The organism is Rhizobium album, from assembly GCF_003122325.1.
Lineage (GTDB): Bacteria > Pseudomonadota > Alphaproteobacteria > Rhizobiales > Rhizobiaceae > Metarhizobium > Metarhizobium album.
Genome location: NZ_QFBC01000011.1, coordinates 74248 through 96476, shown reverse-complemented (window position 1 = coordinate 96476; position 22229 = coordinate 74248). Strand labels below are relative to the sequence as shown.

The 22229-nt window shown below is 60.7% G+C and carries 20 protein-coding genes; 9 read left to right on the top strand and 11 right to left on the bottom strand.

Annotated features, from left to right (window positions below; genetic code table 11):
* Positions 1 to 45 precede the first annotated feature (45 nt).
* Genes DEM27_RS21340 through DEM27_RS21315 form a run of 6 tightly spaced genes read right to left on the bottom strand, consistent with a single transcriptional unit; the run spans position 46 to position 7039 of the window.
* Positions 46 to 1695 (bottom strand): amidohydrolase, encoded by a 1650-nt coding sequence (locus DEM27_RS21340; protein ID WP_128755543.1) that lies wholly within the window; start codon positions 1693 to 1695, stop codon positions 46 to 48.
* A 51-nt stretch (positions 1696 to 1746) separates the two neighbouring features.
* On the bottom strand, positions 1747 to 3129 hold the full coding sequence (locus DEM27_RS21335) for an aminotransferase (protein WP_109460274.1): 1383 nt from the start codon (positions 3127 to 3129) through the stop codon (positions 1747 to 1749).
* A gap of 56 nt (positions 3130 to 3185) precedes the next feature.
* Entirely contained in the window at positions 3186 to 4007 is an 822-nt protein-coding gene (locus DEM27_RS21330; RefSeq protein WP_245445998.1) for an ABC transporter permease, read from the bottom strand.
* The gene (locus DEM27_RS21325; protein ID WP_109460272.1) at positions 4007 to 4909 is read right to left on the bottom strand and encodes an ABC transporter permease; all 903 of its coding nucleotides are present in this window, start codon (positions 4907 to 4909) and stop codon (positions 4007 to 4009) included. Before DEM27_RS21325 ends, DEM27_RS21330 begins: the two co-directional genes overlap by 1 nt.
* Positions 4906 to 5970, bottom strand: coding sequence for an ABC transporter ATP-binding protein (locus DEM27_RS21320; RefSeq protein ID WP_109460271.1), 1065 nt, complete (start codon positions 5968 to 5970; stop codon positions 4906 to 4908). Before DEM27_RS21320 ends, DEM27_RS21325 begins: the two co-directional genes overlap by 4 nt.
* A 25-nt stretch (positions 5971 to 5995) precedes the next feature.
* A complete protein-coding gene (locus DEM27_RS21315) occupies positions 5996 to 7039 on the bottom strand; it encodes an ABC transporter substrate-binding protein (RefSeq protein WP_165823518.1) in 1044 nt (347 codons plus the stop codon).
* A 218-nt stretch (positions 7040 to 7257) separates the two neighbouring features.
* Here DEM27_RS21315 and DEM27_RS21310 point away from each other — a divergent pair, with 218 nt between their 5' ends.
* The 9 genes from DEM27_RS21310 (at position 7258) to DEM27_RS21270 (ending at position 17623) form a co-directional block, all read left to right on the top strand.
* Positions 7258 to 7818, top strand: a complete 561-nt coding sequence (locus tag DEM27_RS21310) for a MarR family winged helix-turn-helix transcriptional regulator (protein ID WP_165823517.1) — start codon at positions 7258 to 7260, stop codon at positions 7816 to 7818.
* 83 nt (positions 7819 to 7901) lie between these two features.
* Positions 7902 to 8828, top strand: a complete 927-nt coding sequence (locus DEM27_RS21305; RefSeq protein WP_109460269.1) for a hydroxymethylglutaryl-CoA lyase — start codon at positions 7902 to 7904, stop codon at positions 8826 to 8828.
* Between the two features lie 9 nt (positions 8829 to 8837).
* Complete coding sequence (locus DEM27_RS21300) at positions 8838 to 9581, top strand: enoyl-CoA hydratase/isomerase family protein (RefSeq protein ID WP_109460268.1); 744 nt, start codon at positions 8838 to 8840, stop codon at positions 9579 to 9581.
* The gene (locus tag DEM27_RS21295; protein ID WP_109460267.1) at positions 9578 to 10768 is read left to right on the top strand and encodes a CaiB/BaiF CoA transferase family protein; all 1191 of its coding nucleotides are present in this window, start codon (positions 9578 to 9580) and stop codon (positions 10766 to 10768) included. The genes DEM27_RS21300 and DEM27_RS21295 overlap by 4 nt, the downstream gene beginning before the upstream one ends.
* Positions 10765 to 11532 carry an enoyl-CoA hydratase/isomerase family protein gene (locus DEM27_RS21290; RefSeq protein WP_109460266.1) on the top strand — a complete coding sequence of 256 codons (768 nt, stop codon included), beginning with the start codon at positions 10765 to 10767 and terminating at the stop codon, positions 11530 to 11532. The genes DEM27_RS21295 and DEM27_RS21290 overlap by 4 nt, the downstream gene beginning before the upstream one ends.
* On the top strand, positions 11529 to 13142 hold the full coding sequence (locus DEM27_RS21285; protein WP_109460265.1) for an AMP-binding protein: 1614 nt from the start codon (positions 11529 to 11531) through the stop codon (positions 13140 to 13142). The genes DEM27_RS21290 and DEM27_RS21285 overlap by 4 nt, the downstream gene beginning before the upstream one ends.
* 6 nt (positions 13143 to 13148) lie before the next feature.
* Positions 13149 to 14108 (top strand): NAD(P)H-dependent flavin oxidoreductase, encoded by a 960-nt coding sequence (locus DEM27_RS21280; protein WP_109460377.1) that lies wholly within the window; start codon positions 13149 to 13151, stop codon positions 14106 to 14108.
* A 23-nt stretch (positions 14109 to 14131) separates the two neighbouring features.
* Entirely contained in the window at positions 14132 to 15562 is a 1431-nt protein-coding gene (locus DEM27_RS21275; protein ID WP_109460264.1) for an NAD-dependent succinate-semialdehyde dehydrogenase, read from the top strand.
* A gap of 93 nt (positions 15563 to 15655) precedes the next feature.
* Positions 15656 to 17623 (top strand): DUF4214 domain-containing protein, encoded by a 1968-nt coding sequence (locus DEM27_RS21270; protein ID WP_109460263.1) that lies wholly within the window; start codon positions 15656 to 15658, stop codon positions 17621 to 17623.
* Positions 17624 to 17788: 165 nt separating this feature from the next.
* Here the strand turns inward: DEM27_RS21270 and DEM27_RS21265 are convergent, their stop codons facing one another.
* The 5 genes from DEM27_RS21265 to DEM27_RS21245 form a co-directional block, all read right to left on the bottom strand.
* Positions 17789 to 18496: an FCD domain-containing protein gene (locus tag DEM27_RS21265; RefSeq protein ID WP_109460262.1), complete on the bottom strand. Its 708-nt coding sequence runs from the start codon at positions 18494 to 18496 to the stop codon at positions 17789 to 17791.
* Between the two features lie 238 nt (positions 18497 to 18734).
* Positions 18735 to 19211, bottom strand: a complete 477-nt coding sequence (locus DEM27_RS21260) for an SRPBCC family protein (RefSeq protein ID WP_109460261.1) — start codon at positions 19209 to 19211, stop codon at positions 18735 to 18737.
* The gene (locus DEM27_RS21255) at positions 19208 to 20056 is read right to left on the bottom strand and encodes an XdhC family protein (RefSeq protein WP_109460376.1); all 849 of its coding nucleotides are present in this window, start codon (positions 20054 to 20056) and stop codon (positions 19208 to 19210) included. Before DEM27_RS21255 ends, DEM27_RS21260 begins: the two co-directional genes overlap by 4 nt.
* Before the next feature lie 11 nt (positions 20057 to 20067).
* Positions 20068 to 21273 (bottom strand): vWA domain-containing protein, encoded by a 1206-nt coding sequence (locus DEM27_RS21250; RefSeq protein WP_109460260.1) that lies wholly within the window; start codon positions 21271 to 21273, stop codon positions 20068 to 20070.
* Positions 21270 to 22217, bottom strand: coding sequence for an AAA family ATPase (locus DEM27_RS21245; RefSeq protein ID WP_109460259.1), 948 nt, complete (start codon positions 22215 to 22217; stop codon positions 21270 to 21272). Before DEM27_RS21245 ends, DEM27_RS21250 begins: the two co-directional genes overlap by 4 nt.
* Between the last annotated feature and the right edge of the window lie 12 nt (positions 22218 to 22229).

Sequence of the window (22229 nt, the reverse complement as noted above, 5' to 3'; positions counted from 1 at the left end):
GGACTTCGGCAGCTGGAAGCGAAACCTCGGGCAAACTGTCGAGCTTCAATCTGCCGACGTAACACTGGAATATACTTGTCGACCTTCGAAGTAGGTTTTTAATACATGTGTTCCCGCAATCTCTTCAGAAGACACGGCGTAAAGATCGCGATCGAGTACGATCATATCGGCGGACATTCCGACTTCCAGCCTGCCTGTCCGTTCGCCTAGACCGATGCCTTCAGCTGGGTTACATGTCATCAGAGGCAACGCCTGATCGAGCGTAATGGCTTCTTGCGGCGCATGCACACCTTCATATTTTCGAGAGGGATCGCGGCGCGTCAGCAGTCCGGCAAGGGCTTTCCAGGGATCGATTTCCGGAAAGATCGTTAGCCAGTCACTGCCAAGTGCCATAGTGACGCCGGCTTCGAGCATGGTTCGGATCGGCCAGACTTTGCTGTATCGCTCGGCACCAACAACCCGTTCATGTGCGAGACTGGCATGGTTGACGAACCAGAGAGGCGGATTGAGGTCGGCGATCACCCGCAACTGCTTCATTCTGCCTATGTCTTCATGGCGCAAGAACTGGCCATGCGCGATATGATGCCGGGGGCCATCGTCACCATTTTCCCGACGCACCTTCGCCACGGCATCCAGCACGCGCGCAACGGCGGCATCGCCAATGGCATGGACCTTCACCCCCACGCCCTGCCGATCAAGGGCCGCTATTTCGGCAAAGAGCTCGTCGGGCGTCAGGTACATCTCGCCGTGTCCGCCGACACCCGGATAGGGGCTTATCATGGCTGCCGTTCTCAGCGACGGCACGCCATCGAGAAAGATCTTGGCATTTTCGGCAATCATATGGGGACCGCATATCTGCTTGCGTTTCTCAAGCATTTCTTTCGCTGCTTGCGAACAAACCGTGCTGCCATGCCTTGTGGCGAGCGTGAAGCCGGACCAGGCCGACAGCTCCCCGGCATCGTCCAATGCCCGGAAAGCGCGCAGCATTGCAGGCGTGGACATGGCGTCCACGAACCCCGTCATTCCAACCGAATTGAAATATTGGACTGCCGCTCGCGCAAGGTCGATCAATTCAATGTCGGTGGGCTCCGGGATGGCGGAAGTGACCAAGGACATCGCATGTTCTTCGAGAAGCCCGGTCGCCTCCCCCTGAACGCGCACGACGCGCCCCCCTGGAGGATCGGGGGTCTCGGTATGAATTCCCGCTTCACGAAGGGCGGCGTCGTTCACGAAGGCGCCATGCTGGCTGACGTGAAACATGAGAAGCGGACGGTCGCCGCTGGCTTCGTTGAGCCGCCGTTTGGCTTCGGGTCCTGCGGATTGGATGTAGCCGAGTGCCTGCTCCCCGTAAGAACCGCCGATCAACCAGCCTTCCTCCCTGCGGCTGGCAGCCGCCTGGCGCACGCTCTCGAGGATGGTATCGAAATCGTCGCCCGCATCGATCGGGAAGGAGCGCTGGCGCAGGACTATTCCATCGATCACGTGTAGGTGAAAGTCGAAGATGCCGGGCATGACGAAACGTCCGGCGAGATCCACCTCCTGCGTTTTTCCATCGACGAACCGCTGGAGATCCCTTGCCGATCCGACCCCCAGGATGCGCCCCCCGGCGTCGACGGCAAGCGCCTCCGCGACCGGCTGCGCGGGATTCATCGTTCGTATCGCACCATTGGTGAAAAGGCTTGCGGCTTTCGTCAATTCAGATCCCCTTAAACAATCACGCGCATGCGTGGTTCTTGAGCGGCGAAATCAGTCCAGCTTGCCACCCGAGCGGATATAGCCGTCGAGCGCCGTGTCGAGGGCGTGCTTGAAACGAGCGGCAATCTGCTCGATCTGTTCCAAGGTCGAGATCAGTGGCGGCGCAAAGGCGATGGCAGTACCGAGCGAGCGGCAGACGAGACCATTTTCGAAGGCATGGTTCTGGACACCGAGCCCGAATTGCAGGTCCGGTGCAAAAGCTTCGCGCGTCTTCTTGCTGCGCACGAGTTCGACCCCCCACATGAGGCCGACACCGCGCACTTCACCGACGAGAGGATGATCGAGCAGAGGATACATGAGCCTGCCCATGTGGTCGCCAAGGGTATTGACCCCATCGATGATGCCGTCTTCCTCATAGATACGCAGTGTTTCCACGCCAACGGCGCAGGCAACGGGATGGGCGCCATAGGTATAGCCGTGGCCGAAGACGCCGATCTTTTCGCTCTGCGCCTTCATCCCTTCATAAATCCGCTCCGACAGGAGGATTGCCGAAAGCGGCATATAGGCTGATGTCAATGCCTTGGCGCAGGTGATGATATCCGGCTGCATGTCGTAGGTCTGCGTTCCCCACCAGTTGCCGGTACGCCCGAAACCGGTGATGACTTCATCGGCCACAAGAAGCACGTCGTGCTTCTTGAGAACCTTCTGGATCTTCTCGAAATAGGTCTTCGGCGGCAACACGACGCCACCGGTGCCCATGGCCGGCTCCGCGAAGAAAGCAGCCACGGTTTCCGGGCCTTCGGCGACGATCAGCGCATCCAGTTCCTCGGCAAGGCGTGTTGCAAACGCCTCCTCCGTCTCGCCCGGCAGACCGTCGCGGTAAAAATGTGGGCAGGTTACATGCAGGAACCCTTCGAGCGGCAGGTTCCAGTCGCGATGCAGGTGCGGCAGGCCGGTAATGCTGGCGGAAGCGATGGACGTGCCGTGATAGCCGCGCTTGCGCGCGATGATCTTCTTCTTTTCCGGGCGTGCCTGGGAATGGAAATAATACCAGATGAGCTTGACGGCCGTGTCATTGGCTTCCGAACCGGAGCTCTGGAAGAGGACCTTGGACATCGGCACGGGGGCCAACCGCAGCAGGCGATCCGACAGTTCGATACCCGGCTCGGTGGCGCGATGGGCAAAGTTCTGGTAATAAGGAAGCGTGTCGAGCTGACGTGTCGCGGCTTCGACAAGGCGTTTCTCGCTCATTCCGAGCGCGGCACACCAAAGGCCGGACATGCCTTCGATATATTGCTTGCCGTCGTCGTCATAGACATAGGCACCCTCGCCACGCGTCATGATCGTCGGGCCGACCTTTTCGTGCAAGGCCAGATTGGTCTGGGGATGGATCTGTACGGCAATATCGCGCGCGCGAAGCGAGTTCTGAAGCATGGGTTTCTCCTGAGAGCAGGCTTTTCCGGCCTATGATGGTGACGAGTCCGCAGCACTCAGCCCGCGGTTCTCGGTTTCGATTTCTTGACGAATTGCGCGCCGACGAGAATGACGATCGAGGCGACGACAAGGATGGAAGAGATGGCAGCGACCGTCGGATCGACCTGATCGCGGATATTGGCGAACATGCGCTTGGTCAGCGTCGAATTGGCGCCGCTCGAAACGAATATCGACACGATGACCTCATCGAACGACGTGATGAAGGCAAAGAGCATGCCGGAAAAGATCGAGACCCTGATCTGCGGCATGGTGACAGTGAAGAAGGCGCGCGCCGGGGAGGCTCCGAGACTGCGGGCTGCGCGCTCCTGATTGAGATCGAAACCCTTCAGGCCATTGGTGACCGCGATCATGACGAAAGGGATGGCCAGTGTCGTATGCGCGAGGATCAGGCCGATGAGCGTGTTGTTCATGCCGAGCTTGGCGAAGACGAAGAACACGCCGATGGCCACGAAAATCAACGGCACCATCATCGACAGGATCAGCACACTGCGGATCACGAGATTGAACGGATTGGCCGACTTGAAAAGCCCGTAGCTTGCAAGCGTCCCGAAGATCGTCGCCAGCACCGTCGTCGCGCCTGCAACCTGGAAGGAAACCACGGCCGACTGACGCCATTCCGGCGAGGAGAAAAAGGCATCGTACCAGCGCAGGCTGAGCGCCCGCGGCGGGAACTCCAGATACTGGGATTCCGAAAAGGACATCGGAATGACGATCAGACATGGCACGATCAGGAATGCCAGGATGAGGCCGACGAGAATATAGAGCCAGAGCCGGTCGCCATGGGTGATCTGGGTCGAAGTGGCCGGAGATCTCAGCATCAGGCACATCCCTTGGTAACGCTTGCCGCATTGAGCAGCGCGTTGACGATCCACAAGATTGTGCCGGTGACGATGAGCAGAACGACGCTCAGCGCGCTGGCCGCACCCCAGTTTGCGAATTTGGCGATCATGTCGGCGATCTGCGTCGACCACATCGCCACCCGGCCGCCGCCAAGCAATGCCGGCGTCAGATAATAACCGAGGCAGAGCACGAAGATCAGCGCGACGCCGGTTGCAACGCCCGGCAGAGACAGCGGCAGAAACACCTGGCGGAACGCTTGTGCCGGGGACGCACCGCAATTCGACGCCGCGCGCAGGAGAATGGGATCGATCGTTTTCATCGACGCATAGAGCGGCAGGATGAGAAAGGGCAGCATGACATGGACCATGCCGATGACCGTGCCCGTGAGATTGTTGACGAGCGGCAGCGGTTCGGAAATCACCCCGAGATTGGTAAGCCAGGTATTGATCAGCCCCTGCCTCTGCAGCAGAACCAGCCATGCATAGGTGCGCACCAGAACCGAGGTCCAGAAGGGCAGGATGATGAAGATCATCATCACCTGCGCGGCCTTTTCCGGGATCTGCGACAGGAGGTAGGCAACCGGATAACCCAGAATGACGCAAACGATCGTGACGATCGAGGCCACCTTGAAGGTCGTCAGGAAGCTGTCGACATAGGCTGGCCGCATCAGCCGCGCGTAATTTTCCGCCGAAAGCGCGCCGGACGCATCGTAAAACGACATCCAGGCCAGCCAGGTGAAGGGAACGATCAGTACCAGCATGACGAGCACGAAGGCGGGCAATGACAGGCCGACAAAGGCAAACCCGGCCCGGCGTCGAGACCGTTGCAGCACATCCGCGTTGAGTTGCGGGACGGAGAAATGCGTATCTGCCATGGTCATTGCCGCGCCCCTTCGACGATGACGCTCGCTTCCGGTGTCATCCAGAGTGCCAGCTTGTCGCCAGGGCCGGGAAGCGGTGTGTTCTCCGCCCCCGTATGCCGGATGGAGATCTCGGTGCTCTGGGGAAGCTGGAGCGATACCATGTGGCTATCGCCCAGATAGGTGACATCGATGACCTGGCCTTCGATGCGGTTGTCCCTTTCGGCCGCACCCTGCCAGCGCAGCCGTTCCGGGCGCACCATCAGATAGATATCGTCGGCAGCTTTTTGTGGCGTCGTTCCCAGCCTGAGCGGCCGGCCGCCCAGGGTAAAATCCTGGCCGCTCCTCTCGACCGGCACGAAGCGCGTATCGCCCATGAAGCCGGCGACGAACTTGCAATTCGGCGCGTCGTATACGGTCTTCGGCGTATCGAGCTGCATGATCCGCCCCCGGTCGAGCACCGCGATACGGTCCGACATGGTCAGCGCTTCCTGCTGGTCATGGGTAACATAGACAGTCGTCATGCCAAGCGTGCGATGGAGGCGCTTCAACTCGATCTGCATATGCTCGCGCAAGTTCTTGTCGAGCGCGGAAAGCGGCTCGTCCATCAAAAGCAGCTTCGGTTCGAAAACGATGGCGCGTGCGAGGGCCACACGCTGGCGCTGGCCGCCCGACAATTCGTGGGTACGGCGGCCGGCAAGATGGGCCATATGGACTGTTTCGAGTGCCATCATGACTTTCGATCTGATAGCCGAAGCATTCACTTTACGCAACTTTAACGGGTATGCCACGTTGGCGAAGACATCCATATGCGGAAACAGGGCATAGCTTTGAAACACCATGCCGAGATCGCGCTTGTGCGGTGGCCTGGTGATGAATTCGGCATTGTCGACCAGCAGGCTGCCGCTGTCTGGCCGCTCGAAGCCGGCAATGACGTTCAGGAGCGTCGTCTTTCCCGAGCCGGAGGGGCCGAGAAGCGTCAGGAACTCGCCCGCGGCGATATCCAGCGATATTCCGTCCAGCGCCGTATAGCTCCCGTAGGCCTTGTAGATCTGGCGGATCGAAACTGCACCCGATGTCATTGCCGTTCTCCGTATGCGATCGACGTCAGCGAGACATCAGCAGGCTGTAGTCCTCGCGGACGAGGGCATTGTTGTCGCGCCACCAGTTCGCGTTCAGGAAGGTCTGCTTCTTGACGTTTTCCGGCGACATGTTCGACCGGGCCAGAACGTCAGGCGTGAACGTCTTGACCTCGAAGGCGCGACTGTTGGTCGGGCCGTAATAGGGCATCATTTCCGGAATGCGCGCCTGCACTTCAGGCGAGACGACGCCGGCAATGAATTTCTGCGCTTCGGCGACATGCTGGGAGCCCTTGAGGATAGCGAGGCAACCATAGCCAAGGATCGCGTCCTGATAGGTGAACTCGACCGGCGCGCCGTCCTTGATAACATTGGCGACGCGGCTCCCCCAGATCGCCATCATATCGACTTCCCTGTCCTTGATGAGCTGGGCCGACTGCGCACCGGAAGACCACCAGACGGATACGTCGTTCTTGATCTTCTCCAGCGAGGCGAATGCCCGCTTGGTATCAAGCGGATAGAGCTTGTCCTTGTCGACGCCATCCGCCATCAGGGCGATTTCCATCATTTCCGCCGGATAGGTGCTGAGCGCCCGGCGGCCCGGAAAATTCTTGACGTCCCAGAGATCCTTCCAGCCTTGCGGCTTCTTGTCCTTGTAGACATCCGTGCGCCAGGCCAGCACGACCGAATAGGTATTGGTGGCGATCCAGTTTTCGCCGAAACCGAGCTTGTCGAAGCCGTTCGTGTCGATCACGTTGTAATCGAGCGTTTCGAACAGGCCTTCCTTGCCGCCGACTGCGCATTCATCCGCCCCTATATGGACCACATCCCAGGTCGGGGAACCGGACTGAACCTGCACGCGTACGGCAGCCAGACCGTCATGCGTCTCCTCGCGCAGTTCGACGCCGGCAGCATCCGCGGCCGGCTGCCAGATCGTCTTGCGAAGGTCCGCCTGCAGATTGCCGCCGAACCCGGCAACCGTGAGTGTTGGGCTGGCCGCAAATGCGGAGGCCGCCGAAACAAGCATGGCCGCGCCGACAAGGCAGGCCGCTTTATGCCGTAATGAAATCATGTCCGCTCCTCCAGAAAACAGATCCTGCACCATCCCGTCGCTCCCCGACAGGCCGGCACGGTCGACAAGTCGACGGCCCCATGCCAATCTGGTTGACGAAATTAACTACATTGTTCACGTTGTCAACTATTTTGCGACAACATTTTGCGGCACTCGCCGCAACGACCCGAAATCGCATATGGATGGAGGACAATGACATGCCCCGAGAGGAAACGACGGTGCGCAACCGCGATCAGTTGAATGAAAATTCCGGAGACTACTTCGACAAGCGCCACGACAAGTCGGGAAAGGAGCCGGATATCCGCGATCTGTTTTCCTTCCAACTGCAGCGACTGGCCGGCCTATCGACGCGGATTGCAGCGCTTTCCATTCGACCGAAATATGGCATCACCCCGCGGGAATGGCGCGTTCTCGCAGTGCTCAAATATCTGGGGGAAGTGCCGCTGCAGGAGCTTGCAAAGCATAGTGGCCTGCTGAAAAGCCAGATGAGCCGCACGGTTTCGGGAATGATCGATCGTGGTTATATCGCCAGGACCGCCAACCCCGAGGATGGCCGCAGCATTCTGCTGAAGCTCAGCCCGGAAGGCCTCGCGCTGTCGCGCAGCATTCTAGACGATTCTTTTGAAAGAAATGAAGAAATGCTGGCAACCCTTAGCCATGCAGAGCAGCAGATCCTTCTCGAACTCCTGCGCCGAGTGACCCGCACGAGCAGCAAATATTATCACGAATTGCGCAGCGCCGCCTCCCAATCGGACCTGAGAAGCATTGACGAGGAATAGGTCGCAAGATTTTCAGGGATAAAATAGTTGACAATGTGAACAAATAAATCCATTTCTGTCGTCAAGCCGGATGGAGGTGGGGCATGGCGAACGAAATCACAATCTGCGAATGTTTTGCGCGCGACGGGTTGCAGCACGAGTCCGCCTCGATCTCCACTGCCGAAAAAATTGCCTTGATCGGCGCGTTTTCGGATGCCAGCTTTCCGCGCATCGAGGCGACGAGTTATAGCAGCCCCGCCCATGTCCCGGTCTTCGCGGACGCCTCGCAGGTTCTGGCCGGTATAGCGAGGCGGCCGGGCACCTGTTACAAGGCGACCTGCCCCAACCCCAGGGCAGTGCAGCGTGCGCTTGACGATCTCGACGCCGGCCATGGCGCCGATGAAATCAGTCTTCTCGTCTCCGCCACCCAGTCCCACACCCAGAGGAACCTTCGCACCACCCGGGAGGCGCAATGGGACAATATCGCGGAAATGGTCAAGCTTGCGGGCGACCGGTTCCGCCTGATCGGGGTCGTCTCCATGGCTCTCGGCTGCCCCTTCGAAGGCAAGGTCGATCCGGGAAGCGTCCTGGCCGATCTCTCCCGTTTTTCGGCGCTTGGCGTGAAGCATGTCTCGGTTTGCGATACGACGGGCCACGGCACGCCGACGACCGTCAGACGTCTTTTCGAACGCATCGCTCGCGAATTGCCCGATACGGTGCCGATCGCCCATTTTCATGACAGCCGCGGCACGGGCCTCGCCAATTGTTATGCGGCCTACGAGGCGGGTTGCCGCTGGTTCGATAGCGCCATCGGCGGCGTCGGCGGCCATCCGGCGCAGATCCAATATGGCGAAGGTTTTACCGGCAATGTCGCGACCGAAGACCTCGTCAATCTGTTCGAGGCCGAAGGGATCGATACCGGCATCGATCTCGAAAAACTGCAGGATGCATCCCGCCAATGCGAAGCCGTCCTGAAGCGTGAACTCTTGAGCCGGGTCGCACGCAGCGGCTTTGGCCATCTGGCAGCATAGGATCAGGGCATGACCGAGCCATCTTCCGTTCTTTTTGTCGAGAACCGTGACGCGGTTCGCATCATCACGATGAACCGTCCCGACAAGCTGAACGCATTGAATACCGCACTCACGCAGGCGATCCACGACGCACTTCTTGCCGCCGATCGGGACGCGGACATTCGTGCCATCGTGCTTGCCGGTCACGGCCGTGCCTTCTGCGCTGGTGCCGATCTATCCGAATTCGCTGCGCTGACGCCGGCCAACCGGGAACTGGTCGAAAAGCGCGCCGACCTGACGTGCCGGACGCAGGCAATGATGCAGAGCCTGTCGAAACCGGTCGTCTCGGCTGTCCAGGGTGCAGCCGTCGGCGGCGGTGCAGGCCTCGCCATCGGCTGCGACATGATGGTGGCGGCGAGTAATCTCAAATTCGGCTATCCCGAACTCAAGCATTCCATCGTCCCCGCTCTCGTCATGACCGGCCTTCAAAGATCGCTCGGGCGCAAGGCAGCCTTCGAAATGATCAGCCTGGGGCGCTTGATCGGGGCCGAAGAAGCCCTTGCGCTCGGCCTCTGCAACCGCATTGCTGCGCCGGAAGAGGTCGTCGAAAAGGCGGTCGACATCGCGCAGGCCTGGGCAGCGGCCAATCCGCTGGCCATGGCGGCTGCGAAGACACTCTATTATCAGGTCGCGGACCTGCCTTATTCCGAAGCCATGGCCGCCGGCCGTGAACTCAATGCCAAAATGCGCAGCTTCCGCGAGGAGGCGAAATGAAACCACTCGAAGGCATCCGCATCCTCGACTTTTCGCGCGTACTCGCAGGGCCGATGGCGACACAAATCCTCGCCGAACTCGGTGCCACGGTCACCAAGGTGGAACGACCCGGCGACGGCGACGAGTCACGTATCTTCGAGCCGCGCCTTCCAGGCGGCGAAAGCGCCTATTTCTTCGCTTTCAATCGTGCCAAGCGCTCGATGACGCTGAACCTGAAGTCGCCGAAAGCGCAGAAGATCGCCGCCACGCTTGCAGCGCAACACGATGTCGTGCTGGAAAACTTCCTGCCCGGCGACATGGAGCGCTTCAACCTCGGTTTTGCAACACTTTCGGCACTCAATCCGAACCTGATCTATGTCTCCAATACCGGATTCGGCCAGACAGGGCCTTACCGGGAGCGGGCCGGTTACGACACGGTGTTTCAGGCATTGTCCGGCGTCATGCATCTGACCGGCCATGCGGATTCGCCGCCCGCCAAGGCCGGCGTGCCGATCGCCGACCTGACGGCCGGCCTCTGGATCGCCATCGCCATTCTCACCGGCCTTGTCGGACGCGGCCGCAGCGGCAAGGGATGCCATATCGATCTGGCGATGATGGATGTGCAGGCAAGCCTGCTCGCCCTGGCGGCGGCACGCCTTTTCGCACTGGACGAGGATATCGGCCGCTCCGGTACCGAACATCCCGGTCGCGTCCCGTCCGCGGCCTTCCAGTGCCGCGATGGCGGTTGGCTGCACATCAGCGGCAGTGACCAGCATTGGGGCCGGCTGTGCGACGTGCTCGGCCTTGACGCGCTCGGCGCAGACCCATCCTTCGCCAAGAATGCGGGACGATTGGCCAATCGCAAGCGGGTGATGGACGATATGCGCACTGCAATTGCTGCGCGCGAACGAAAGCCGCTGGCCGAAGCGTTGCGCGCGGTCGGCATCCCGGCAGGCGAAGTCAATACGACACGCGAAATCCTTGACGACCCGCACATGCAGTCGCGCGGTGTCGTGGGAACATTCGATCACCCCACGGAAGGCACCTTCAGGGCACTGCGCACGCCGGTCAGTTTTAATGGATTCGATTCTCCCGAGATCGGTTGTCCACCATTACTCGGCGCCGATACCGACACCATTCTCAAACACGAAATGAACCTCGACGACGCCGAAATCGCGACGCTTCGGGAAGAAGGAGTGATCGGATGAGCCTCGATGCCGTATCTGTCACACAGGAGGGGGCGATTGCGCGTGTTGTTCTCAATCGCCCGGAATCGCGCAACGCCGTCAATCTGGACATGTGTGTCGCGCTGCGCGAGACATTCGAGACACTGGATCGCGATCAGGATCTCCGCGTCATCCTTCTTGCGGCCAATGGCCCGGTTTTTTGTGCAGGCGCCGATCTGAAGGAGCGAAGCGGCAAGGACGAAGCCTGGGTGATCGCTCGCCGGCAGGCCTCGTTTGCCGCCTACGACGCGATTGGCCGATGCGGCAAACCGGTCGTCGCCCTGACACAGGGCCCGGTGGTCGGTTCCGGCGGAGAGATTGTCATGAGTTGCGATTTCGTCGTGGCCTCCGAGAAAACCACGTTTCGCTTTCCTGAGCCGCAATGGGGCACGGTTGGCGCCACGCAGCGGCTGCAGCGGGCAATCGGCCGCATGAATGCGAAGGAACTGCTTTATACCGGCCGCACCATGCAAGTGGCAGAAGCCTATCAAAGGGGTCTCGTTTCGCGGGTCGTGCCGGCCGATATGCTTGAACAGGTCGGGATGGAGATTGCCGGAAGCATTGCAGCGGCGCCGCCACTCGCCATGGCCCTGACCAAACAGGCCGTCGATCTCGGGTATGAAACCAATCTCGGCAACGGCATCCGTATCGAGATGGCGGCAATCGAGCGCAATCTCGCCGATGGCGGCTGGCGCGCCGGTATCGAGAAATTTTCCGAGGCCGTTGGCGGCAAGGGCAGCAAATGAGCGATCTCGATCTCAAGGCCATTTGCCCTCTCACCGTTTCGGCCGCCTTGAGCCGGTCGGCAGCAATCGCGCCCGATGTCGAGGCAATCGTCGCGACGGGCGGAAGATTGACCTTCCGCCAGCTGGAGAAAAAGGTCGCCCTCGCCCGGGCCGCACTCGCCGCCGCCGGTGTCAGGAAGGGCGATCATGTCGGGCTTTGCCTCGGCAATTGCACGGAGTGGATTGTCATCTTTCTGGCGATCGGCTCGCTCGGCGCAGTCACCGTGCCGGTCAACACCCGGTTCGTCGCAGCCGAAATGGCATACACCTTGAAACAGTCCCGCGTTTCGACGCTTGTGACCTGTGATCGTTTCCTGAAGATCGATTTCATCGCCATGCTGCGGGACATTTGCGCCGGTGTCGATTCGGCCCTGCCGCATGAGACCCTGCCCGATCTGCAACGGGTTCTGGTAATCGGCGACGACGTACCGGTCGCAGCGGTAAGCTGGCGCGACCTCTGCAATTCGGACCTGAAGCCGGTCGCGCCTTGCGACGAACCCGACGACGTGCTGCTGATCCAATATACATCGGGCACGACATCCTTCCCGAAAGGCGTTCTGCTGCGCCATCGCAACATACTGCCGAATGCCTTCTTCTCCGGACTTCGTATGGGCCTTCGACCAAGCGACCGGTTCCACAGCGCCCGTCCGTTCTTCCATGTTGCCGGCACGACGCTATCGATCCTTTCCTGCCTGCAGCATGCGGTCACACTGGTCAGCATGGACCGTTTCGAGCCAGGCGAGGCACTAAGGCTGATGGAGGCGGAATGCTGTACGCATTTCTCCGGCAACGACACGATGGCGCTGATGCTCCTGAACCATCCGGATCTGCCTTCCCGCCGGCTGAATTTGCGTGGCGCATGGCTGGCGGCTTCACCCACCATCGTTCGCCGCGTCATCGACGAACTCGGTGCTCGTGAATGCGTGGTCGGGTACGGACTTTCCGAGGCCTCGCCCAATGTCGCGCAATCCTGCTGGTGGGAGCCGGAAGATCTGCGGGTCAGCGCCGCCATGCGGGTGCAGACCGGCGTCGAGGTCCGCATCCGCACCGAAGATGGGCGGAGCGCCGGCCCGGACGAACCGGGTGAAATCCAGGTGCGTGGCTGGAACGTCATGAAGGGTTATTTTGACAAGCCGGCAGAAACCGCGGCCACGCTTTCTGCCGACGGCTGGCTTTCGACCGGTGATCTCGGGGCAGTCGATGCATCCGGGCGGCTGCGCTTCATGGGTCGGGCGAAGGATATCGTGCGCGTCGGCGGCGAAAACGTCTCCCCTGCCGATGTCGAGAACGTGTTGCACCAGAACCGGTTGATCCGCCAGGCTGCGGTGGTCGGTATTCCGGATGAACGGCTCGTCGAGGTCACGGCCGCATTCGTCATCCTGAACCAGGGCTGCACGACGACGCCGGCGGAAATCATCGATTGGTCCAAGCGGGAAATGGCGGGGTTCAAAGTGCCGCGCCACGTCTGGATCGTGGACGATTTCGAGGCGATCGGCATGACCGCCAGCTCGAAAATCCAGAAGAAGCAGCTTGCCGCCCATGCGCGCAAGCTCGCGGGGATCGAGGATTGATTGATCATGCGTATCGAAACGAATGTCACGAGATTGCTCGGCATCGATCTGCCGATCATTCAGGCCGGCATGTCCTGGGCCTCGTCCAATTCGGCCCTGCCGCTGGCGGTCTCCAATGCGGGCGGTCTGGGCGTCTTGGCCGCTGGCCCGATGTTTCCGCATCATCTTGAAGAAGCGATCGACGACATCAAGGCCGGAACCGACAGGCCTTTCGCCGTCAACCTGCCGCTTTACCGCAAAGGTGTCGATGCGATCATCGACATTCTGCTGGAAAAGCGCATCCCGGTCCTGATCGCATCGCAAGGCGGCCCGAAGAAATATCTCGACCGTTTCAAGGCTGCCGGCACGATCTGCCTGCATGTCGTATCCGGTGAGGTGCATGCCCGAAAGGCCGCGGACGCCGGCGTCGACGGCCTGATCGCCGTCGGCGGCGAAGCCGGCGGGCATCCTCCGCCGGAACTCGTTTCGACGCTGGTGCTCGGCCGCGCCATCGCCAAGGCGGTGCCGGATATGCCGCTGATCCTCTCCGGCGGCTTCGCGGACGGTCATGGACTGGCGGCGGCACTTTCGCTCGGCGCAGGCGCTGCGCAATTCGGTTCGCGTTTCATGATGTCGTGCGAAGCGCGGCTGCACCCGGCCTATCAGGATCTTTTGGTCAAGGCGGGTGTCAGCGATACGATGGTTGTTGGCCGGGGCTTCGGCGTTATCCGCGTCATTCGCAACCAGTTTGCCGAGGGAATGGCGAAAGCGGAAGCGGAAGGTCTTTCCGACGAAGACCGCAAGGCGCTCTTCATGGCCAGTTCGCTCAAGGCTGCGGCCTTTGACGGCAATGTCGAGGCAGGCAAGGTCGAGGCAGGCCAAAGTACCGGCCTGGTTTCCGACATCCTGCCCGCCGCCGAAATCATAGCCCGCATCGCGAAAGACTACGCGCAGGCACTCTCCGACCTGCCGAAAACCTGTTTTTGATAGCACTCTCAAGGAAGCAAATCATGCTGGATAAGCCGCTGCTGATCGACGGAACATGGCGCTCGCCTTCGGGCAGCCGGACTGCCGAGGTCAAGAACCCCGCCACCGGCCAGTTCATCGCGAAACTGCCGATCTGCGAGCGCGCCGATCTCGATGCCGCCCTCGCTGCGGCCGCCAAGGGGTTCGAGATCTGGCGCAAGATGACCGCGCTGGAGCGCTACCGCATTCTCCTGCGTGTGGCGGCGATCGTGCGTGAACGTGCAGAGGTCATTGCCCAGCACATGGTCCGCGAGCAGGGCAAGCCGCTGGCGGAAGCGCGCGGCGAGGCCAATGCCGCGCCGGAACACATCGAATGGCACGCCGAGGAAGCACGCCGCATCTATGGCCGGGTCATCCCCTCTCGCGTTCCCGGTGCCCACCAGATGGTCATCAAGGAACCGGTCGGCCCCGTCGCGGCCTTCTCCCCCTGGAATTTTCCGATCAACCAGCTTGTGCGCAAGGTCTCCGCCGCATTGGCTGCCGGCTGCTCGGTTATCGCCAAACCGCCGGAAGAAACGCCGTCCGCCTGTATCGAACTGGCCAAGGCGTTTCAGGACGCCGGTGTGCCGAACGGTGTCGTCAATATCGTCTTCGGCGTTCCGGCCGAAGTGTCGGAATATCTGATCGCCTCGCCGATCATCCAGAAGATTTCCTTTACCGGTTCGGTTCCGGTCGGCAAGGCGCTGGCTTCGCTGGCCGCCTCTCACATGAAGCGCTCGACGATGGAGCTAGGCGGCCATGCCCCCTACATCGTCGCAGACGATGCCGACGTCGCGGCCGCCGCCAAGCTCGGCGTCATGCTGAAATATCGCAATGCCGGGCAGGTCTGCGCCGCCCCCACCCGTTTCTACATTCAGGATAGCGTCTATGACAGCTTCAGGGAGAGCTTCGTCGCCGGCGCCAGGGCGCTGAAGGTCGGCGATGGTTCTGCGGAAGGGACCCAGATGGGACCGCTCGCCAATCCGCGCCGTCTCGATGCGATGGAAATGTTCGTTGAAGATGCAGTCGGCGCCGGTGCCAAGCTTGAATGCGGTGGGCGACGCATCGGCAATGCCGGCTTCTTCTTCGAGCCGACCGTCTTGTCCGACGTACCAGAAGATGCACGCATCATGAACGAGGAGCCCTTTGGCCCGGTAGCGGCGCTGGTACGCGTCGGTTCCGTCGATGAAGCGATCCAACGCAGCAATCGCCTGCCCTTCGGCCTCGCCGCCTTTGCCTTCACCCGCTCGCTGGCGACGTCGGACCGTTTTGCCTCGGAGCTTCAGGCCGGTATGGTTTCGATCAACCATTTCGGCATTGCCGCTGCCGAAACGCCCTTCGGCGGTATCAAGGACAGCGGGTATGGCAGCGAGGGCGGTGCCGAAAGCCTCGACGGTTACCTGACGACGAAATTCGTCAGCCATATCGGCGCCTGATCCCTTGCCTTCCTCGCGCCGGCTTTTCGGCGCTTGACTATTAGCGATCGTTAACGAAGGATGTTCTAAGGGATCAGGCAATTGGGGGGGAACATGCCGCTGCCGAGTTATCTCACACGCGTTTTCATGGGCCATACCATAGGGGAAAAACAGGGTTTTCGCGACTATGAATGGGACCGTTCGGTTGCGGTGGATATTGATGGCGATGGTCGCCAGGAAGTCATCGTATCGGGTTTGCAGATCGGCGTGGGGAACGCCCGGACAGAGAGCCGCCCATTGCTCGTTTTGTCTTACGACGGCAACGGGTTGGTCGATGCGACCGAGCGGTTTCTACCGGATAAACCAAGCACGATCCTGACGCGGAACTTCATCGTCGCCGACTTCAATGGCGATGGCATTCAAGATGTCTTTGTGAATAATCACGGCACCGAAGGCACCGACCCCTTTCCCGGCGAGCAAAACCGTCTTTTGCTCTCGACCGGCAATGGCACCTATAGCGATAAATCTGGAAACCTGCCGCAACTCACCGATTTCAGCCATGGATCAGTTGCGGCGGATTTCGATGGCGATGGTGATGTCGATCTCTACGTCAACAATCTCGGCGAGGATGATAACACCGGAAGTTACATCCTCCTCAACGATGGCAGCGGTCGTTTTGGTGCACCGATTTTTTATGGCCGTGACGACCATTTCTCCGACAACACCAAGACGTTTCTTTCCTCCTATCACGCGAACCTGATGGATGCGGATGCGGATGGCTTGCCCGATATCTATTTCGGGCAGACATCGTCGTGGAACAACGGTCCCGTTTTTGCCGGTTTCAGCTACCTGAAAAACGACGGCAAGGGGAATTTTACCCTGATTTTCGATGAAGAGCTTGGCAGAAATGTCCCCTCGCCGTCCTCGATCGATAACAGTTCCGAATTTACCGTTTCAGGCGATGTCGACAACGATGGCGATTTGGATTTGTTGGTGTTGTGGTCCATACACGCGCCAGCCAATGGAACGTTCATTCAATATCTGCGTAATGACGGCATTCAGGGCTACACGGATGCATCTATGGAAATCGCCGGACAGGCTGGCGGGCAGATGCTGGAAGCTCATGGCGGGCAACCCCTACTCAATCTTGTCGATCTGGAGGGTGACGGTGACCTGGATATCGTCTTCAGCAATTATAACGAAAGCTTCACAGGGCAGGTCACGTTTTGGTTCGCAAATGATGGCGCCGGCCACTTTTCACGTATTGACGAAGACCTTTTCCCTGCGACTGAATCCTATGAGTTTGCCGATGTGAATGGTGACTGGATAGCTGACGCGGTCTATGCCGTTGCCGACTGGAATCCGCCGCCGGACTTGACTATCAAGGGGCCACCGAGCGGCAACGACTATGCCGCTGTACAAATAGCAGTCATCAACGAGGCTGTATCCAGAACAGGCTGGCAGACAAACGATCGCATTGCGGGTGGGAATGGCAATGATTCCCTAACTGGTTTGGGCGGGAACGACCAGCTAAACGGTAATGGCGGCCTTGATACCGCGATCTACCGCGGAGCGCGGGAAGACTATGATGTGGGACGGTCGGCCGGGAACACGATCAGCGTTTTAGACAAGATTGCAGGTCGGGACGGTTCAGACACGTTGTTCAATTTTGAACGGGTGCATTTCTCAGATGGCACTCTCGCTTTCGATACTGCAGGGGCGGCGGGCCAAGCATATCGCATCTATCAAGCAGCTTTCGACCGTACGCCTGATACCGCCGGGCTTTCACATTGGATCAAGGCAATGGATACCGGCATGAGCTTGCAGAGCGCTGCCGATGGTTTTGTCTCCTCCGCTGAATTCCAGGCACTTTATGGGACAAACGTGTCTAACCAAGCCTTTGTCGAGCAACTGTATCAAAACGTGCTCGGTCGTGCGGGAGAACAGGCCGGCATCGATTTCTGGACCGGCCGTATGGCTGCCAACGTTTCCCGGGCGGAGGTGCTGGCGGGATTTTCAGAGAGCGCCGAAAACATTGCCGGCGTGGCCCCGGCAATTGCCGATGGCATCTGGTACGTCTGATGTTACTGGACAACTTTTCCTGAAAGGAGCAGATTTTAAAGGAGAGTGCGTTGATTTTTGTTCGTGACCGAGCCAACCTGCAGCGACTCCGCCCAGGCAACTCCTGACGTCACCCCAAACATCGCCGTCACTGCGGCTATCGATATTGCTTTCATTTTACTCCTGCTATTTTTTAAATGATTTTGCCTTAACGGGCTCCGCTGCCCTGGCGACGATACCTGCGATAGCCCGATGGAGATCGAGTGCGAGGTGGATATGGGTGCGCAGCAACACGACCGCGGCGCCGACGTCCCGATCAAGCGCCGCCTGCATGATCTGCGTGTGGGGCGCCAAGGCGAGCACGTCATGAAGCATGGCTTCGGTCTCGCCTTCGGATTTCGGCGGACGGGAAGGGCTGACGACATCGGGATGGAAGAGAAGCGCCTGATGATGCCGCTGCAATTGCTCGAATAACTGATCCTGAAAGGATTTCAGCCAAGACGACCGTGCCGCGGCCGCAAGACGCCGATGAAAACCGTCGTGTACGTCAATCCAACGCAACCTTTCCTCGACGTCATCGCTGCCGATAGGCTGCGGACAACGCGAAAGATTATAGTGGGCGGCAATAATATTTGCTTCCCATTCCATGCCTCCATGGACGATAGCGTCCTCGAGAAGGGCGCATTCGACCGCCTCGCGCGCCAACTCCAGATCCTCGAGCTCCCCGAAGGATACGGCGGCAACCCTGTAGCCACAGTTTGGGGCGGACGAGATCGTCAGGCGCGTTTCCAATGTGACGTCGGCGGCAACCCGGTCCGGCTCGCTGCCGCGCGGCAGGGTCCAGCCGGGCAAGGCAGCGGCGAGCGCGAGAAACGGGACGACGAGCGAATCCATACCCGCGAACTCATAACGTTCGTGCGTTTTATGGCATCATTTTCTCAATAAATGCACGCATTGTCTTTCGCACATTATGACTGATAATGCTCGCTTATCGGTCTTAACACTATTTTATCAAGAAATGCGTTTTAATAAAAAAGAGGAGAAGAAACCGCGCGGATTTCTTCTCCCTGTCAGCGATAAATGCAAAAATACGACTTTGGTGCACCCACAACCGGCAAGACGCGGCCGGATGTCAGCCTGCGTCTGTTGCGGCCAGAGCATGGCCGGCAGCCTTTTCGCCGAAGACGGAGAAGAATTCGGCGGCGAGCTTTTTTGCGGTGGAGTCGATCAGTCGGCTGCCGAGCTGGGCGATCTTTCCGCCGACGTCGGCCTTGACTGTATAGGTGAGGATGGTGGCCTGCGGGCCGTCGGCGGTGAGCGACACGTCGGCGCCGCCTTTGGCGAAGCCGACGAGACCACCTTTTCCTTCACCCGAAATGGTATAGGAATGCGGCGGGTCGAGGTTCGAGAGCTCGACGGCGCCTTCGAAGCGCGCCTTCACAGGCCCGATCTTCAAGACGACCGTCGCCGACATCTCGGTGTCCGACGCCTTATCCAGCCGCTCGCATCCGGGGATGCACTGGCGCAGGATCTCCGCATCGTTCAGCGCCCGCCAGACGACCTCCACCGGCGCCTCGATGCGCTCGCTGCCGTTCATATCCATGGTCATTCCTTTCCGACTGAGATTGGGGGATTTCGGCCGTCGCGCTGGCCGCGGCGGCGGATCTGGGTGATTTCCGCAAGCACAGAGAGGGCGATCTCCTCCGGCGTGATGGCGCCGAGATCGAGCCCTGCCGGCCCCTTGAAGCGATCAAGGATCTCCGCGGCGACGCCGCGGTCCACAAACGACTGACGCAGGGCGGCCATCTTCCTGCGGCTGCCGACGAAACCGCAATAATCGGCCGGGATCGACAAGGCGGTCTCGGCAGCGGCCTCGTCTCCCTTGCCCTGGGTGGCGATGACGACGTAACGGAAACCGCGTTCGGCCGGCGCCAGCGCAAAGCCATCCACCAGCACGTCGGCCTCCGGCATCTCGGCAAAGTCGCAAACGGGCGCGGCGAGGGTGACGTGGTAATCGAGCTTCCGCGCCAGGTCGGCGATGGCGGATGCCACCGGGCTGGCGCCGAGGATCAGGAGCGGCGGCCGCGGCAATACCGGCTCGATGAAGATATCCATGCTGCCCTGGCTGGGGCACATGTTGCGGGCAAACCGCACGCCGTCGCGGTTTTCCCCCGGCTTGACGCCGAGCGTCGCCAGCAGGTCCTCCGGCTGGACGGAAACGAGGCGTGTCCGGCCATCGGACAGGGCTTCCCGTGCAGCCTTCAGAACGGCGCCACGGGCGCAGCCGCCACCGATCCAGCCGGCAACGATGGTGCCGTCAGGCCGGATGACCGCCTTGGCACCGGCCTTGGCAGCCGTGACGGAAATGGTGCGGACGACGGTGGCGAGCACGAAAGGCTCTTCGGAGGATTTCAATCGGGAGGCAAGTTCGAGGACATCGACATGGGCGTTCATCCGGGCCTCCATCACAGTTTCGCAAGATAGGGTTCGAGTGCCGCCAGGCTTTGCAGCGTGTTGGCAGGCGCATGCAGGTCGACATAGGGCAAGGCTGCCCGTATGCCGCGGGCTTCGGGCGCATATCCGTCCCAGCCGGCCATCGGGTTCAGCCAGAAGATCCGCCGGCAGCGGCGGCGCAAAGCAGCCATCTCCCGGCCCAGTTGTTCGGCATCGCCGGTTTCATATCCGTCCGAGACGATCATCACACAGGTGCGCGAATGGATGACGCGGGCGGCGTGCCAGCGGTTGAAGATGGCGAGGCATTCGCCGATCTTCGTGCCGCCGCCGACACCCTGGGCCATCATCGACAGCCGGTCGAGCGCCCGCGCAGCATCACGCTCCTTCATCGCGTCGGAGACATGGGCGAGCCGCGTGTGGAACAGGAAGGCTTCCGCCTCGTGGAACGCGTCGAGCACACCATGGATGAAACGCAGGAAGACGCCGGTGTAGAGGCTCATCGAACCGGAGGCGTCGAGCAGCATCACCAGCCGCAGCGGCTTTTCCTTGCGACGACGGTGAAACAGGGCAACCGGCGCGCCGCCATGGCTGATGTTGCCGTGGATGGTGCGGCGCAGGTCCAGCCGCTCTCCCTTGCTGCGCATCTGGTCACGGCGCGTCAGGCGCGTGCGCATCACGGCTGCCAGACGCGCCGCCAAGACATGCGCCTTCTCGATATCCTCAGGCTGGTGGAGCTTGCGAAAATCCGTCGCCGCGATGTTTTCGACCACGGACGCGCCTTCCATCCGTCCTTCGCCGGCCGCGTCGTTTTCGCCGTTCTCGGCAGAGGGCAGCTGGTCTGTCGCAGCATCCGCACTGCGCGCAGCATTGTCCGGCAAGGATTTCAACGCCGGATTGCCGGAAGCCGAAGCATTGCCGCCGGACACCAGCGAGCGGGAGCGCACCCGCGTGCCGAGCCAGAAGGCGTCGAAGATGCCGTCGAAGGCCAGCCAGTCGGCCTTGCGGGCGGAAACCAGGTGTTTTAATGCCGCCCTGAGCAAGGATGGTTTCTCAGCATAGCCGGCGGCCATCAGCGCGGCAGCATCACCTGCCTCCTGCAGGCCGATGGCGAATGAGTTGTCGCGCAGGGTTTTGAGGAAGGCGGATAATTTTGCCGCCATCAGCTGCGAAACCTCATCCGCCTCGCCGGGTGTCATCGGCGCTCCGCAGCAGCTCATGCGACCCTCCCGATCAGTCGTTCGGTCACTTCGCGGGTGAAACGCGCCTTGTCCTCGCGGGTCTTGAGCAGGCACATCAGCGTCGCATGCACCGCCTCCGGCGCATCGGCGAGATCGCGAACATTAAGGCCGACGAGGGCTGCCGCCCAATCCAGTGTTTCGGCAACGCCCGGCACCTTGCGCAGATCCTCCTTGCGGATTTTTTCGACCATGCGGGCGATCTGCAGCGCCAGCGAGGCGTCGATCTTGTCGATATGGGCGAGGATGATGCGAGCCTCGCGGTCGACGTCGGGATAATCGACGTAATGATAGAGGCAGCGCCGGCGCAGGGCGTCGGACAGCTCGCGAGTGCCGTTGGACGTCAGCACCACATGCGGCACGGAGCGCGCCTTGATGGTGCCGAGTTCGGGGATGGAGATCTGGAATTCCGAGAGCAGCTCGAGCAGGAAGGCTTCGAACTCCTCGTCGGCCCGATCGATTTCGTCGATCAGCAGTACCGGCGACCTTTCCCGCCGGATCGCCGCCAGCAGCGGCCGTTCCAGCAGGAATTTTTCCGAAAAGATCTCGTCTTCGGCAAGCCCGGCCTCCCGGCCCTGCTGCGCCTGGATCGCCAGCAATTGCCGCTGGTAGTTCCATTCGTAGAGCGCCGCCGGCTGGTCCAGCCCCTCGTAGCATTGCAGGCGGATGAGCTCCGTACCGTGCACGAAGGCGAGCGCCTTGGCGACGGCGGTCTTGCCGACCCCCGCCTCCCCTTCCAGGAGCAGCGGCCGCCCCAGCATCTGCATCAGGCTGATCGCCGTCGCCAGATCGCCCTCGGCGATGTAACCGGCCTCGGCAAGCCTTACAGCGATATCGTCTGGCGAAAGACGCGCCGTCGGCGCGGCCCCCTCCCCGCATGCGGGAAGGGAAGCCGCATCGCCCGGCCCCGGATCGAAACGAGACATCGGTTTCGTCCT